Origin of the sequence: Corallococcus aberystwythensis, from assembly GCF_003612165.1 — a bacterium.
In the GTDB taxonomy this organism is placed as follows: domain Bacteria; phylum Myxococcota; class Myxococcia; order Myxococcales; family Myxococcaceae; genus Corallococcus; species Corallococcus aberystwythensis.
In genome coordinates, this window is the sequence record NZ_RAWK01000260.1 from 1 (window position 1) to 14,014 (window position 14,014).

At 71.0% G+C, this 14,014-nt stretch carries 12 protein-coding genes; 7 read left to right on the top strand and 5 right to left on the bottom strand.

Translation table 11 applies throughout. The annotated features are described in order from the left end of the window. Positions 1-65 precede the first annotated feature (65 nt). From D7W81_RS32630 to D7W81_RS32640, 3 genes are all read left to right on the top strand, one after another. Positions 66-503 (top strand): host attachment protein, encoded by a 438-nt coding sequence (locus D7W81_RS32630; protein WP_120559315.1) that lies wholly within the window; start codon positions 66-68, stop codon positions 501-503. Between the two features lie 74 nt (positions 504-577). Beyond that, positions 578-2,470: a methyl-accepting chemotaxis protein gene (locus tag D7W81_RS32635; protein ID WP_120559316.1), complete on the top strand. Its 1,893-nt coding sequence runs from the start codon at positions 578-580 to the stop codon at positions 2,468-2,470. Between the two features lie 13 nt (positions 2,471-2,483). Next, complete coding sequence (locus D7W81_RS32640; RefSeq protein WP_120559317.1) at positions 2,484-3,092, top strand: HAD family hydrolase; 609 nt, start codon at positions 2,484-2,486, stop codon at positions 3,090-3,092. A gap of 1 nt (position 3,093) precedes the next feature. Here D7W81_RS32640 and D7W81_RS32645 read toward each other — a convergent pair whose 3' ends face one another. Next, positions 3,094-3,744 carry a glutathione S-transferase family protein gene (locus D7W81_RS32645; RefSeq protein WP_120559318.1) on the bottom strand — a complete coding sequence of 217 codons (651 nt, stop codon included), beginning with the start codon at positions 3,742-3,744 and terminating at the stop codon, positions 3,094-3,096. 38 nt (positions 3,745-3,782) lie between these two features. Further along, positions 3,783-4,394: an adenylate/guanylate cyclase domain-containing protein gene (locus D7W81_RS32650; RefSeq protein WP_120559319.1), complete on the bottom strand. Its 612-nt coding sequence runs from the start codon at positions 4,392-4,394 to the stop codon at positions 3,783-3,785. Between the two features lie 304 nt (positions 4,395-4,698). On the opposite strand from D7W81_RS32650, the gene D7W81_RS32655 reads away from it, so the two are divergent. Beyond that, entirely contained in the window at positions 4,699-5,535 is an 837-nt protein-coding gene (locus D7W81_RS32655) for a hypothetical protein (protein WP_120559320.1), read from the top strand. A 64-nt stretch (positions 5,536-5,599) separates the two neighbouring features. Here D7W81_RS32655 and D7W81_RS32660 read toward each other — a convergent pair whose 3' ends face one another. Then, the gene (locus tag D7W81_RS32660) at positions 5,600-7,678 is read right to left on the bottom strand and encodes a S46 family peptidase (RefSeq protein WP_120559321.1); all 2,079 of its coding nucleotides are present in this window, start codon (positions 7,676-7,678) and stop codon (positions 5,600-5,602) included. 129 nt (positions 7,679-7,807) lie between these two features. Here D7W81_RS32660 and D7W81_RS32665 point away from each other — a divergent pair, with 129 nt between their 5' ends. Next, complete coding sequence (locus tag D7W81_RS32665; RefSeq protein WP_120559322.1) at positions 7,808-8,950, top strand: esterase/lipase family protein; 1,143 nt, start codon at positions 7,808-7,810, stop codon at positions 8,948-8,950. Positions 8,951-9,081: 131 nt separating this feature from the next. Continuing rightward, complete coding sequence (locus tag D7W81_RS32670; protein WP_244227572.1) at positions 9,082-9,852, top strand: N-acyl homoserine lactonase family protein; 771 nt, start codon at positions 9,082-9,084, stop codon at positions 9,850-9,852. A 158-nt stretch (positions 9,853-10,010) separates the two neighbouring features. Here D7W81_RS32670 and D7W81_RS32675 read toward each other — a convergent pair whose 3' ends face one another. Then, positions 10,011-10,946 (bottom strand): alpha/beta hydrolase family protein, encoded by a 936-nt coding sequence (locus D7W81_RS32675; protein WP_120559323.1) that lies wholly within the window; start codon positions 10,944-10,946, stop codon positions 10,011-10,013. A 109-nt stretch (positions 10,947-11,055) separates the two neighbouring features. Here D7W81_RS32675 and D7W81_RS32680 point away from each other — a divergent pair, with 109 nt between their 5' ends. Further along, positions 11,056-11,838: a helix-turn-helix domain-containing protein gene (locus tag D7W81_RS32680; RefSeq protein WP_306440926.1), complete on the top strand. Its 783-nt coding sequence runs from the start codon at positions 11,056-11,058 to the stop codon at positions 11,836-11,838. Positions 11,839-11,881: 43 nt separating this feature from the next. Here D7W81_RS32680 and D7W81_RS32685 read toward each other — a convergent pair. Next, the coding region (locus tag D7W81_RS32685; RefSeq protein ID WP_306440927.1) for an ATP-binding protein at positions 11,882-14,014 on the bottom strand (2,133 nt) is incomplete at its 5' end.

Here is a 14,014-nt window from a genome sequence, read left to right on the forward strand (position 1 = left end):
CCCTGGGGGAAGCTTGCCGGGGACCGGGGGGCTCCGCATCCCTCAAGAGACAAGGAGGCGTGAAGATGGCGGACAAGAGGCTCTGGATCCTGGTGGCCAACGCGAGTCGCGCCCGGCTCTTCGCCACGGATGCGAAGGCGGAGAAGTGGGACCTCATCGAGCAGTTCCAGCATGACGAGAGCCGGGCCAAGCCCGTCGATCTGTTCAATCAGGCGGACAACCCCAACGCGGGCACGCTGCACCGCCCGGTGTCGGAGAACGAGCCGGACGGCCGGCGGCAGCTGGAGCACGAGCGCTTCGCGAGGGAGCTGTCCGCCCGCCTGGACAAGGGCGTGGACTCGCACGCGTTCGACCAGGTGGTCATCGCGGCGCCGCCCGGGTTCCTGGGCATGCTCCGGGGGCTGCTCAGCACGCGCGTGAAGCAGCGGGTGCGGCTGGACCTGGACGCGGACTACTCCAACCTGCCCGCGCGGGACCTGCCTGACCGGGTGCCCGTGCTGTAGGCGGCCAGTCGTCCGGGGGGTTCAGGGCCCGGGTTCTGGTATAGGAATCCGGGTCCTCTTCGCGCCGGCGTGCCATGCCTTCTTTCATCCTGCCGTCCCTGACGCTGCGTGGGCGGCTGCTGCTGTACATGACCCTGGTGTCCTGCGTTCCGCTCCTGACGCTGACCGGCTTGCAGGACAAGCTGATGCGCCAGCAGACGGAGTCGCAGATAGACACCTCGCTGCGGATGGAGGCGGAGGGGTTCAAGGATCTGCTGGAGTCCACCCTGGCGGAGCGCGAGGCGAGCGCGCAGAGCTGGGCGGAGGACCCGGTCCTGCGCCAGGCGCTGCGCACGAAGAACCCCGCGGCCAGCGACGCGATGCTGTCGCTCCTCCAGCGGCGCTACCTCACCCTCAACGGCATCGTGCTCTTCAGCGACGACGGCGTGGCGGTCTCCGCCAGCACGCCCGCGCTGCGCGAGGCGTACGCCGGGGGCGCGGAAGGGGTGCGTCAGGCGGCGTGGTTCCAGAAGGCGCAGGCCGGCATCACCACCGCCGAGGGCGTGGAGGTCGAAGACCCCATCTACAGCGTGCACGTGCTGCCCCTGGCGGTGCCGGTGATGGACGAGCAGGGCCAGCGGCTGGGCGTGCTGCTCGCCGCGTTCGACTGGGGCCAGGTGGGGGAGCTGGTGAAGCCCGCGCTCGCCCGGGCCCGCCACCGCGGCCACGACAGCTTCTCCCTGGAGCTGCAGGGCGCGGACGGCCGGACGCTGTTCGACACGCGCAAGGGCGCGCACGACGACACGGGCCGCGTGACCGTGGTCGCGGTGAACGGCTCGGACGTGCGCGACGTGGGGGACGGCTGGAAGTTCATCGCCCGGCTGGACCCGGAGGAGGCCTACGGGCCCCTCAACCGGATGCGCCGGCTGGTGCTGGGGCTGGCCGCCCTCTTCGTGGCGGTGGTGGGCCTGGGCTCGTGGATGCTGGCGCGCGGCATCACCCGGCCGCTGCGCGCGCTCAGTGAGGTGGTCCGCCGCGTGGTGAAGGAGGGCGACCTCACGCAGGTGATGGAGGTGAAGGCGGGGCGGGACGAGGTGGGAGAACTCACGCAGGCCTTCGGGCAGATGATGAAGAACCTGCGCGAGACGGCCACCAGCCTCCAGGAGGGCACGCACGTCCTCAGTGAGACGGTGGCGGAGCTCAACCTGGCCTCCGAGGTCCAGGAGCGCAACGTGGCCCGTCAGGCCGCCGCGCTCCAGGAGACGCAGGTGACGGCGCAGGAGATCAAGCAGACGTCGCTCCTGGCCGCGGAGAAGGCGGAGACGGTGCTGAGCGTGGCGTCGCGCGCGGAGGAGGTGGGCCGCGCGGGCGAGGTCGCCATCCGCGACAGCCTGGGCGGCTTCCAGGGGCTGCACGAGCAGTCCGGGGAGATGGCCATGCGCATCGTGCAGCTCAACGAGCGCACGCAGCAGATTGGCGGCATCACCCAGACGGTGAAGGACCTGGCGGACCAGTCCAACATGCTCGCGCTCAACGCCGCCATCGAGGCCGTCCGCTCCGGCGAGCACGGCAAGGGCTTCAGCGTGGTGGCGCGCGAAATCCGCAACCTGGCGGACCAGTCCATCCAGGCCACGGAGAAGGTGCGCGACATCCTGGGAGACCTGGGCCACGCCATCATCTCCACGGCGAAGATGACGGAGCAGAGCCACTCCAGCGTCGCGGAAGGCCTGGAGCAGGTGCGCACGAGCGGTGAGCACCTGAAGGAGCTGGCCACCATCGTCCAGGACAACGCCGCGGCGGCGCGGCAGATTGCTGGAGCGGTGAACCAGCAGAACGCGGGCATCGCTCAAATCTTCAGCGCGGTGACGGACCTGTCCTCCATGATGACGGAGACGCAGACCAGCCTGAAGTCCACCACCGGCGCGGCGAAGCGGCTGCAGGAAGTCGCGGGCCAGATGGAAGGCGTCGCGCGCGCCTACCGCATCTGAACCGGAGTCCACCGTGTCCGCCGTCCCCACCGTGAAGGCCGTGCTGCTGGACCTGGGCAACGTGCTGGTGTTCCACGACAACGCGCTGCTCTTCGCGAGGCTCGCGGCGCGGGCGGGGCTCGAGCCCCAGGAGGCCGCGCGGCGGCTCACCGGCGCGGGGTGGACGGCGGCGAACCGCGGTCTGCTGGACGCGGAGGGCATCCGGAAGGACGTGTGCGGCGCGCTGGGCGTGGACCTGCCCATGGAGGAGTTCGCGCCCCTGTGGAGCAGCCACTTCACGGTGCACGACGCGGTGCTGCCGCGCGTGGAGGGGCTCGCCGGCCGGGTGAAGCTGGTGCTGGTGTCCAACACCAACGCGCTGCACGTGGCCTATTTGAAGCCCCTCTTGCCCGTGCTCCAGCGCTTCGACGCGCGGGTGATGAGCTGCGAGGTGGGGCACGTGAAGCCGGAGCCGGCCATCTACCGGCTCGCGCTGGAGAAGGCAGGCTGCGCGCCCGGGGAGGCCGCCTTCTTCGACGACCTGCCGGAGTTCGTGGACGCGGCCCGGGCGCTGGGAATCCGCGGGCACGTCTTCACGGACGCGCCCACGTTCGACTCCCAGCTCAAGTCACTGGGGTTGTGAGCTACCGGTAGCGCGCGAGCGGCGGCTCGCCCTTGGCGGCCTCCGTCCATTTGATCATCGCGGGCAGGCCCAGCACCGCGTCGCGGTACGCGGCGTTCTCCGGACGGAACGGGACGCCATAGGTGACGAAGCGGGTGATGACGGGCGCGTAGAACGCGTCCGCGATGGAGAAGGCGCCGAAGAGGAAGGGCCCGCCCTTGCCGTAGCGCTCGCGGCAGCCCGCCCACAGCCCCTGGATGCGCGCGATGTCCGCGTGCACGCCCGGCGCATCCATGCCCGGCACCGACTTGCGCGCGCTGATGTCCATGGGGAGGTTCGTGCGCAGCGCCGTGAAGCCCGAGTGCATCTCCGACGTCACCGAGCGCGCCATCGCACGCGTCGCGCTGTCCGTGGGCCACAGTTTCGCGTCCGGGAATGCCTCCGCCAGGTACTCGCAGATGGACAGCGAATCCCACACCAGCGTGTCGCCGTGCTTGAGCACCGGCACCCGGCCGCTGGGCGAGTGCATGGCGATGAGCGCCGCCGTCTCCGGCGTGTCCAGCGGCACCACCACCTCGCGGAACGGCTGGCCGGTGTGGGCCAGGGCGAGGTAGGGGCGCAGCGACCAGGAAGAGAAGTTCTTGGAACCAACGACCAGGGTGAGCTCGGACATGGCGCGGCACCTTACCGCCGCGCGCCCGGCCACAAGCCTCAACCGTCCGCGGGTGCGCGCTTACGGCCCAGCAGTGAACGCACGCGCGACAGGAGCGCACGCTCGTTCCGGGCCTCCTTCGGCGGGTCGATGCGGAACACCGCCACCGGCAGCCGGATGTTCTTCAACTCGTTGCGGCCCAGCCGCACGGGGGGCGCCTTCAGCCGGCCCTCCAACTGCGCGGCCACCGTCTCGCTGACGTAGACGGTGCCCGGGCGTGCCAGGGACTCGATGCGGGCCGCCAGGTTGACGCCCTCGCCGAAGATGTCGCCGTCGCGGTGCACCACCATGCCCAGGTGCGCGCCCGCGCGGACGGACATCCGCTGCTCGGTGGGAACGGCGCGGTTGCGCGCGTCCACGGCGGCTCGCCACTCCTGCGCGAACGACACCGCGGGCAGGCCGGATTCGAACTCCAGGAGGAAGCCGCCCTCCTCCATCCGCTTCACCTCGCGGCCACCGTGGCGCGCGAGCAGCCCGCGCACCAACTGACCGTGCTCCTCGTGCAGCGCTTGTTGCAGCGACTCATCCCGCCAACGTTGACCTGCAGGGGCCTCCATGTCCGTGAACATGATGGCCGACATCGTCCGGGGCTCTGGGGCCTCCACCACCATCGTGCATCCTCCCTCCCCCCGGCGTGACGAATCAGATGCTACCGCACGACGGGCGCCAGCTCCCAACCACCCCGGGAAGGCGCCCGGACGGATGAGTTCCGGGGAACGCAACCGCGCGAAGACAGGGGCGGACTGAAGGTCCGCGCACCCAACGTAGTGCGTTCCTGACGCGACGCACCAAGCACCCGGGAGGTTCTGGGCCGCGGTTGTCCGGGACCCGACGCGTCGCGGTGGAAGACGTCCAGCGCGCGTCAGGTAATGAGCGTGCGCCACGTCCACGGCCGCCACGGAGGGGCCGCGGGCGATGATCCACTCAGACGAGAAGGTCCGGCAGATGGCGCGCTCGCTGCTGCCGTCGAAGAACCGGGAGCCCGCGCGCAAGGCGCGTGCGCGCATCCACCGCGCGGCCCGCCACGAGGTGCGGCAGGAGCTGGCGATGTGGCTGCGCGACGGCGACGTGGAGGCGGACGTGCCGCCCTGCGCGCCGTGGGAGGACACGGCGATCCACCAGCAGGTGTACTGGCGGCAATCGGGCGACAAGGTGAACCCGTTCATCCGCTGGGCTACCGCACGCACGCGCCACCTGCCGCGCGAGGCCCGCATCGGGCACGTCCGGGGCCTGTTGCCCAGGAGCGTCATCGGCGAGCACGCGCTGGGCCACCTGGAGCGTACGAGCGCGTTCGAGGACCCCGCCGAAGCCGCGTGGCGCCACATCTACTGGCGGCGACAGGAGGCGCGACGCAAGGCGGCGCGGATGGACCGGGGTGAGCAGGCGCAGCTCCTGCGCGCGCTCCTCCAGGAGCCTGACGGCCACCGCACCTTCAACCGCTACCTGCGCGAGCGCTACACGGTGACGGGGGCGATGAACGACGAAGCCCCCGCGAACCGCAAGCTCGCGAAGCTGCCCGCGCACCGTCCGCTGCTCGGCGTGCACGACGTGAACCCCTTCCTGGACTCGCTCCAGCCGGATGCCTACCGCTCGTACTACCTGACGCCGCCCTTGGACTGGGTGATCTGGTTCCTGCGGCGCTTCAAGACGCACCGGGGCCACATCCCCGCCCTGTGCGCCGCGCTGGAGGCGGAAGGACTGCTGAAGCGCGTTCCTCCGGCGGCCCGCGCACGGAAGCCCCAGGGACGATGAGGCCCCGGGGTGGCCCGAACCGGTCCGGCTGTCGGACCGGCTGGGGCCGTGTCGGCCCGGAGGCCTAGCGGGCCGGAGCCGCGGACGCGGCCTGCGCGCCCTTCAGCTCGTTGACCACGCGCGCAGCGCCGTAGACGTGCTCCAGCGCGGCGAGGATGCCGTCGCCGTGCACCGCCACCGCGCGGTTCGTCTCCGGCACGTAGAGGTAGCGGCCTCCCAGCGACGGCAGGTTGCCGTCGAAGATGAGCCCCACCACCTGCCCGTCGCGGTTCACCACCGGCGAGCCGGAGTTGCCGCCGATGATGTCGTTGGTCGTCGCCATGTCCAGCGGCGTCGTGTCCGGCACCTTCCCCTTCGCCTTCACCCACGGCGCCGGCAGCTTGAAGGGCTCCTTGCCCGTGTCACGCCCGTACGCGCCGCCGAACGTGGTCAGCGCGGGCACCGCCTTGCCGTTGTCGTCCCAGCCCTTCACCTGCCCGGCGTTGAGCCGCAGCGTGAAGGTCGCGTCAGGCGCGCCCGCCGTGCCGTTCACCAGCAGGTACGCCTTCGCCAGCCGCTCGCCGTTGCGCTTGAGCACCGCCTCCACCGTGTCCTCGTAGCGCTTGCGCGACGCGCGCGTCTCCGCGTCCACCTTGCGCGCCAGGATGATCATCGGATCCTTCGACGCGTCCACCGCCGCCTTGCCGCCGTCCAGCAGCGCCTGGCGCACCTTCACGTCGCCCAGCTTCGAGCCGCGCACCAGCGACCTCGCCAGGTCCGCCGGCGCCTCCTTTTCCAGCACCAGCCGCACGAACGGATCATCCGCGCCCAGCGTCTCGCGCACCTTGTTGAAGCCGAACGTCAGCGTCAGCGTCTCCAGCTCCGCCGGGATGGGCGCTTCCCGCAGCAGCCGCTGCTTCAGCGCAGGGAGCTGGCCGTCGGTGTACTCGCGCAGGCGCTCCCCGTTGGGCTTGGGCAGCTCCTCCGCCGCGCGCACCAGCGCCTGCGCATAGGAGAACAGGTCGGAGCGGAACGCGTCCCCCGCGCCCTTCATGCGGTAGTCGTTCATCATCCGGCGCCACGTGTCCAACGCCTGCGCCGTCTCCTCCCACATGCCCTGCGTCAGCGCCTTGGCCTGGGGGTTCGCGTCGATGCGCTTGCGCAGCTCCGCCTCCACCTGCCGCTTGCGCGCGAGGACCGTGGGGTCCGCCAGCGTCTCCTGCCGGCCCTTCAGCGCCTTGAGCCCGTTCTCCACGCCGCGCAGGCTGGAGCGCGCCACGCGGTAGCGCTCCGGCGACGCGCTGGTGAACTCGCGCAGCGCGCCCCGCATCTCCGCCAGCTGGAGCAGCGTCTGGGGCAGCGCCACGTCGCGCTGGAACTCCAGCTCCGCCACCGTGCTCTTGCGCTCCGTGCCGCCCGGGTGGCCGGAGACGAAGACGAGGTCGCCCTCCTTCGCGCCCTCCTTCGCCCACGGCAGGAAGTCCGGGCTCTTCGCCGGCGCGTCGTTCTGCCACACGCGCATGAAGGCCACGTCGTAGCCGTAGCGCGGGAAGTTGAAGTTGTCCGCGTCCCCACCGAACGCCGCCATGGAGAACTCCGGCGCGAACACGAGCCGCACGTCCTGGAAGCGGCGGTACTTGTAGAGCTGGTACTTGCCGCCGTTGTAGAGCGTCACCACGTCGCAGCGCACGTCCGCGCCGGTGGTGCACGCGGCCTCCACCGCGGCCATCTCCTTCTTGAGCGCGGTGTTGAAGGCCGCGCCGGACTGGCCCTTCGTCGCCGCGTTCATCCGCTCGGTGACGTCCGTCATCTCCACCAGCTGGTTGGCTTCAATCTTGGGACAGCGCCGCTCCTGCTTCGCCGTCTTCGCCTGGAAGCCCTTCGCCAGCAGGTCGTCCTTCGCGGTCGTCAGCTCCTCGATGCAGCTGCGCACGCAGTGGTGGTTCGTCATCACCAGGCCGTCCGGCGACACGAAGCTCGCGGAGCAGCCGCCCGCGAGCCGCACGGAGCCCAGGCGCACCTTGTCCAGCCAGGCCTGCGTGGGCTCGAAGCCGTAGGCCTTCTTCACCTGGGCGGCGGGAAAGGCGTCGTAGGTCCACATGCCCTCATCCGCCGCGGCGGGGAGGGACGTCAGCAGGCCAAGCGCGAGCAGTCTGCGGTACACGGGGAGTCTTCCTTCGTGGGAGGGAAAAGAGACAGCCGGTTTTGTCAATGCAGCCGGGCGTGCGTCAACCGCGTGGGACGCCGGGTATTCCAAGCCCATCCCGGGAGCGTGGGCTATGCTCGCGGGCCCATGTCCGTGAAGCACCACGTCTACCTCGTCCCTGGCTTCTTCGGCTTCACCAACCTGGGCGAGCTGCTCTACTTCGGCCACGCGTACGAGTTCCTGAAGCAGGACCTCGCCCGCCGGGGAATCGACGCGGAGGTGGTGACCATCATCTCCCATCCCACCGCGTCCATCCGCCAGCGCACCGCGGACCTGCTCAAAGCCGTGAGCGAGACGGCCTCCGGGGACGACGGCCCCATCCACCTGGTGGGCCACTCCACCGGTGGACTGGATGCACGGCTGTTCGTCTCCCCCGGCGCGCAGGTGTCGGAGGCCCTGGAACTGGAGCCCTTCGCGCGCCGCGTGCGCACGGTGGTGACGCTGTCCGCCCCTCACGCGGGCACGCCGCTGGCCACGTTCTTCCTGGGCCTCTTCGGCCAGCAGCTCTTGAAGCTGCTGTCGCTGTTCACCATGTACGTGCTGCGCTTCGGCCGGCTGCCCCTGAGCGTGGTGTTCCGCTTCGGGCACCTGATGGCGCGGGCGGATGATCAGCTGGGCTGGAAGGCCACGCTGCTGGATCAGCTCTTCGACCAGCTCCTGGGAGACTTCTCCAGCGAGCGGCGCGACGCGGTGACGAAGTTCCTCTGGGACGTGGGCCGGGACACGTCGCTCATCCCCCAGCTCACGCCGGAGGGCATCGACCTGTTCAACGGCGGCACGCATGACCGGCCCGGCGTGCGCTACGGCTCCGTGGTGACGCAGGCCCGGCCCCCGTCCCTGCGCACGCGGCTGGCCGCGGGCCTGGACCCGTACGCGCAGCTCACGCATACCATCTACGCGTTCGTGTACGGCCAGACGCAGCGGATGCCGCTCACGCAGTTGCCCCTGCACACGCCCGCGCAGACGGCGGCGCTGGTGCAGGCCTACGGCGCCATGCCCGGCCCCACCGCGTGTGACGGCATCGTGCCCACGCGCTCGCAGGTGTACGGCCGCGTGCTGGCGGCGGTGCGCGCGGACCACCTGGATGCCATTGGCCACTTCGACCAGCCGGCGCACCAGCCCCCGCACGTGGACTGGCTCATCTCCGGCTCCGGCTTCCGCCGCCCCCAGTTCGAGGCGATGTGGAAGACCATTGGCGACTTCCTCATGGAAGAAGAGCCCACGCGGTAGCTGACTCCCCCGCTTCACTCCTGGAGCCGCCCCTGAAGACCCTTCGCCTGTGGTCCGCCTGTCTCGCGCTCACTGCCTGCGTCAACACGAACACCGCTTCGCGGACGGCTCCCGCCGAAGCCCCGGCCAGCGTGAAGCTCTACGCCATCGACTGCGGCTACGTGCAGCTCGGTGATGCCGGCATGATGGCGGACGACGGTTCGTTGAAGGGCGTGTCCAACGAGGGCATTGTCCCCTGCTACCTGATCCGCCATTCCAAGGGCGACCTGCTCTGGGACAGCGGCCTCTCCGAGAGCATCGCGGACATGCCGGGGGGCCTGCGCCCGCAGGGCCAGCCCATACGCTTCGAGATGAAGAAGAAGCTCACGGCCTCGCTGGGTGAGCTGGGACTGGCGCCGGCCGACGTCGAGTTCGTGTCGTTCTCCCACCTGCACTTCGACCACGCCGGCAACGCCAACCTGTTCGCGGGCTCGACGTGGCTCGTGGACGCGGAAGAACGCGACGCGGCCTTCTCCGAGCAGGCCGTGCAGCGCGGTGAGGTCCCCCACTACAGCGCGCTGGAGCACGCGAAGACCGTGCGCATCGAAGGCGACGCCCCCTACGACGTGTTCGGCGACGGCGCCGTCACCATCCACCAGGCCCCCGGGCACACGCCCGGCCATACCGTGCTGCTGGTGAAGACGGCGAAGTCCGGCGCCGTCCTGCTCACGGGTGACCTGTGGCCGCTGCCCCAGTCCCGCGAGCGGCAGCTGGTGCCCGTGTACAACTTCAACCGCGAGCAGACCCTGGAGTCCATGAAGCGCGTGGAGGCGCTGGCCAGGGACTCCAACGCCCGCGTCATCCGTGAGCACGTGCCCGAGGACTTCGCCGCGCTGCCCGCGTTTCCCGCGCCGCTGGAGTAGGCCCAGCTTGCAGGACCCGCTGGACCGCGATGAGTCAGCCGTCAAGGAGCTTCAGTGGTCAAGCTTCCATGCGCGGCAGAACAGACGCATTGATGAGGAGGAACCTGAGCCTGATAGGGTCTTGGAGGTCTGAAGCGCCGTGAGAGGGCCCGGGGCGGCTACTTGGATTCGACCCGGCCGAGCGGTGGGGTCGCGCGTGTCAGCGCGTCTTGCGCTTCCTGCCAGGCGGGGTCTCCGGGATGGAGCGCGGTGCGGAGGAAGGCGAAGGTGAGGCGCTGGACGGTCGCCACGCGCTCGGGATTCTCGTCCGTGGTCTCCGCGACGTCATAGCCAGACACTCCGCCCAGCCCGTGCTCCGCGTCGAACAGGGTGACCAGGGACTTGGGGCCTGGGGAGAGGAAATAGGGATCCGCGTGCCAGGCGGGGCCCGCGACCGTCAGGTGGGCCGAGGCGTCCTTGTCGCCAGCGACCACGAGCGCGGGCGTCGTCATCCGGGAGAAGTCGGTGGTCGAGAAGAAGGGGTAGTTCTCCGCCGCGAACCTGCTGAGCGCGTCTCCTCCCCGGCCGGGCGCGGCGAGCAGGACGCCTGCCTTGATCCGCGGCTCGTAGCGGTTCACTTCCGTTCCATCGTGGGGGTCCTTGTACCGCGCGCCAAGCAGCAGGCTCGCGGTGTGCCCACCCATTGAGTGACCGATGACGGCCACCCTGCTCCGGTCCATGCGCCCGGCGAGCCCGACGAAGGCACGCTCAATCACATCCAACTGGTCGAGGATGCGCGTCATGTCCTCGGCACGTGACCTCGAGAACAGGGGCCCATCCGGAGCATCAGGGCCGAGCGAGAGCGTCTTCGAGTCGAGGTGCGTGGGCTGGATGACGACGAAGCCATGTGCCGCGAAGTAGTTGGCGAGCGGGGCGTAGCCGTTCAGTGACGAGAGATGGTTGGAGCGTCCGTGGCCGTGGGACAGCAGGAGGATGGGCAGGTTGCTTCCGGTCACGGGCGCGGAGATGCGCAGCTGGAGCTCGACGGCGCGGCCGGGAGCCGGCAGCACGATGGGGCTGAGGGAGAGGACGGGCGTGGGAGCTGGCTTGTTCATGAGTGTCTTCGTACCTCCCGCCGCTGTTCTGCGATTGGAAGGACCGGACATTTCCCCGCGCCTTGGCTGCCGGGTTGAATGACCGTGGTGGACGCGCGAGAGTGCGAGGATGCCGCGCACGAGGGTTCCCGCCGCCCCGACGTTCTCGCTCTCCCGCTTCGTCGAGGACGTTCACGCGCTCGTGCCCATCGGAGGAAGCGCGCGTCACGAACGGCTGCCCGACGGAAGAACGACGCTGGTCTTTCGAGTGCTCGAGGAGGGCCGCAGAGGCGATCTCTGCCTCGTGGGTCCGCGAACGCAGGCGCTGTTCAAGAACGCCCCCGGCATCGTGCGCGCGCTCATCCTTCAGTTCAAGCCAGGCTGGGCGGTGCCGCTCCTGGGCGTGGCGGCGAACGCGCTGACGGACCGGATCGTCCCGCTGGAAGACCTCTGGGGCCGTCCGGGTGGCGACCTGTGCTTCGAGCTCCTGGCCGCGCGAAGCCAGCCGGAGGTCCTGGACCGCGTCTCCCGGGCAATCGCCCTGCGGGCCCACCAGACCTTTGAACCGGCCTCGGCACGGCTCGCTCGCCGCGCGGTCCACCTGCTCGAAGGAGACGCGGTTCGGGTGGAGACCGTGGCGGAGCAACTGGGCGTGACGGCGCGGCACCTTCGCCGAGCGTTCACGGAGAACGTCGGCATCGGGCCCAAGGACTTCGCGCGGACCGTTCGCCTGCAACGCGCCGTACGGATGACGGCGACCTCCAGGGACTGGGGGCGCATCGCCGTGGACGCGGGCTACTACGACCAGGCGCACCTCATCGCCGACTTCCGGGAGCTCATCGGGCTCACACCGGGCGCCTACATGAAGCGTCCCGCGGCGTCGCCGGGGCCCGCCCAGGGCGTGAGGTGTTGATCAAGCCCGCATGAACAGGAAGCTGCTGGCCCAGGGCTGATGGCTACCGCGTCCTCCCGGCGGGAGCCCGGGCGGACCAGGTGGGCTGGACGTGGGGGCCGGCGGCGGAGGCCTGGAGGCGGCAGCGCGCTTCGGCGGCCCGCGCCCGCACGGCGTCCTCCCACTGGCCCGTGGCCACCATGAGGGCGGCGGCCCGGGCGTAGTGGTCCGCCGCCTGCTCCGGTGGCAGCACCTGTTCATCGGAGTGCGCCGACGCCAGCAGGTGCGGCAGTCCCCGCTCCACGCGCCCCGCTTCAATCCAGTGGTGGGCCAGGAGGATGGCGGGGGCCGCGTCCTCCTCCAGCGCCGTGGCGAGCCGGCCGTGCAGCGCCCGCTCCTCCCCGGGCAGCATCCCGGCCCGCACGGCCTCCATCACCAGGTCGTGGCTGAAGCGCTCTCCCAACAGGATCTGGGCTGACTCCAGCTCCACGAGCGCTTCGTGCGCGGCCGCCGCCGTCACCTGGAGCACCCGGGGCACGAGCGACGTGCGGAAGAAGGCGCCCGCCAGCGCCGCGAGCCGGGCGCACTGGAGCGCCAGCGCGGACAGCCGCTCCAGCCGCAATTGGATGAGGGGCCCCACCCGGTCCGGGGGCGGCAGCCGCTGGGGCCAGTCCCGGAGCAGCGAGTCCGTCTCCAGCAGGTGCTTCAGGGTCTCCACCACGTACAGGGGATTGCCGCCCGTGTAGCGCGTCAGGTTGTCCGCGTGCGCCTCCGCGCCGGGCAGCCCCATGGCCGCCACCATGTGCTTCACCCCCTCGCCCGTCAGCGCCTCCAGCTCCACGACGCGCGCCAGCCCCGCGTCGAGGAGCCGCGCCACGTGGGCCCGCGTCTGGGCGGGCAGCTCACCCCGGCGGTAGCAGTCGATGAAGCGAAGGGGCTGGGCGCCCCTGGAGGTGGCTTCGAACATCCGGGGGAGCGCGAAGAAGAAGGACTTGGCGCTGGCCGCGTCCCAGTACTGCACGTCGTCCGCGATGCAGATGGCGTCGTGCTCGTGGAGCAGGTAGAGCGCCACCGCGCCCGCGTCGTAGAAGCGCAGCATCCCGGTCTCGGAGTCCAGCGGCGGCAGCAGCCGCGTCTCCCCCAGCTCCGGGAGGATGCGCGACAGCTCGGTGCGCACCCAGTCCGGCAGCTTCACGTCCGGCCAGCGCGCCAGCTGCGTGCGGAAGGCGCGCGCCTGCGAGGCGAACGGCACGTCGCTGTCTCCTTCCCGCCCCTCGACGCGTCCCCAGCGTCCCTTCGCGTTCGCGAACTCCTCCGCCAGCCGCGTCTTGCCGCTGCCGGGGGCGCCGGAGATGAACAGCATCTGGCCCGCCTCCCAGCCGGCCTCCAGCTGCCGCCACGCGGCCTCCCGGCCCACCAGCACCGGCGGGCGCAGGACGGACAGGGGCAGCGCCGGGCGCGGGCTCGCCGTGGGGTGGGGGCGCTGCATGCCCTTCTCCACCTCCCGCACCAGCGCGAGCGTCTCCGGCAGGGGCGTGACGCCCAGCTCGCGCTCGAGCACGCCGCGCAGTTGTTCGAAGGCCGCGAGCGCCGCGCCCCGGTCTCCCTGCAGGTAGAGCAGGCGGATGAGGTGACGTCCGGCCTGCTCGGACTCGGGCTCCTGGCGCGCCCAGGCCTGCGCGAGCCCCAGGGCGGCGCTCCAGTCGCCCCCGGACGTCAGGTGCTCGATTCGCGCCTCGCGCGCCTCGCGCACCCAGCCCTCGACGCCCGCGCGGGCCCCGTCCAGCCAGCGCGCGAGCTCCGGGCAGTCATCGAAGTCGAAGCCGTCCAGCAGCGTGCCGCCTTCGGCCCCGACGGACTCCAGCGCCTGGGCATAGGCCCGGGCCTCGGTGGTGGACTTCAGGCAGGCGACGTCCACGTTCGACGGCGCCACCAATGCCAGCCGCTCGGTGTCGCCCTCCACCAGGGCCTCCCCACCGCTGGCGAGCCGCAGGCGGCGCAGCAGCTGCCGCATGTTGTTGCGCGCCGTGGTGGGAGGGGAGTCCGGCCAGAGGAGGGACGCCAGGGCGTACTTGGACGAAGGGCCCTGCAACCCCAGCCACGCCAGCAGCGCCGCGGCGCGCCGCTCCAACCTCACCCCCTGGCCTTCAGGGCCCCACAGCTGCGCCAGCCCCAGCACCTGCACCCGCCATTGCGT

What these genes read in the sequence shown, in the direction of transcription:
- D7W81_RS32675 (WP_120559323.1), bottom strand. Translation starts at nt 10,946, where the DNA reads ATGAACAAGCCAGCTCCCACGCCCGTCCTCTCCCTCAGCCCCATCGTG.
- D7W81_RS32655 (WP_120559320.1), top strand. Translation starts at nt 4,699, where the DNA reads ATGATCCACTCAGACGAGAAGGTCCGGCAGATGGCGCGCTCGCTGCTG.
- D7W81_RS32645 (WP_120559318.1), bottom strand. Translation starts at nt 3,744, where the DNA reads ATGTCCGAGCTCACCCTGGTCGTTGGTTCCAAGAACTTCTCTTCCTGG.
- D7W81_RS32630 (WP_120559315.1), top strand. Translation starts at nt 66, where the DNA reads ATGGCGGACAAGAGGCTCTGGATCCTGGTGGCCAACGCGAGTCGCGCC.
- D7W81_RS32650 (WP_120559319.1), bottom strand. Translation starts at nt 4,394, where the DNA reads ATGGTGGTGGAGGCCCCAGAGCCCCGGACGATGTCGGCCATCATGTTC.
- D7W81_RS32680 (WP_306440926.1), top strand. Translation starts at nt 11,056, where the DNA reads ATGCCGCGCACGAGGGTTCCCGCCGCCCCGACGTTCTCGCTCTCCCGC.
- D7W81_RS32665 (WP_120559322.1), top strand. Translation starts at nt 7,808, where the DNA reads ATGTCCGTGAAGCACCACGTCTACCTCGTCCCTGGCTTCTTCGGCTTC.
- D7W81_RS32635 (WP_120559316.1), top strand. Translation starts at nt 578, where the DNA reads ATGCCTTCTTTCATCCTGCCGTCCCTGACGCTGCGTGGGCGGCTGCTG.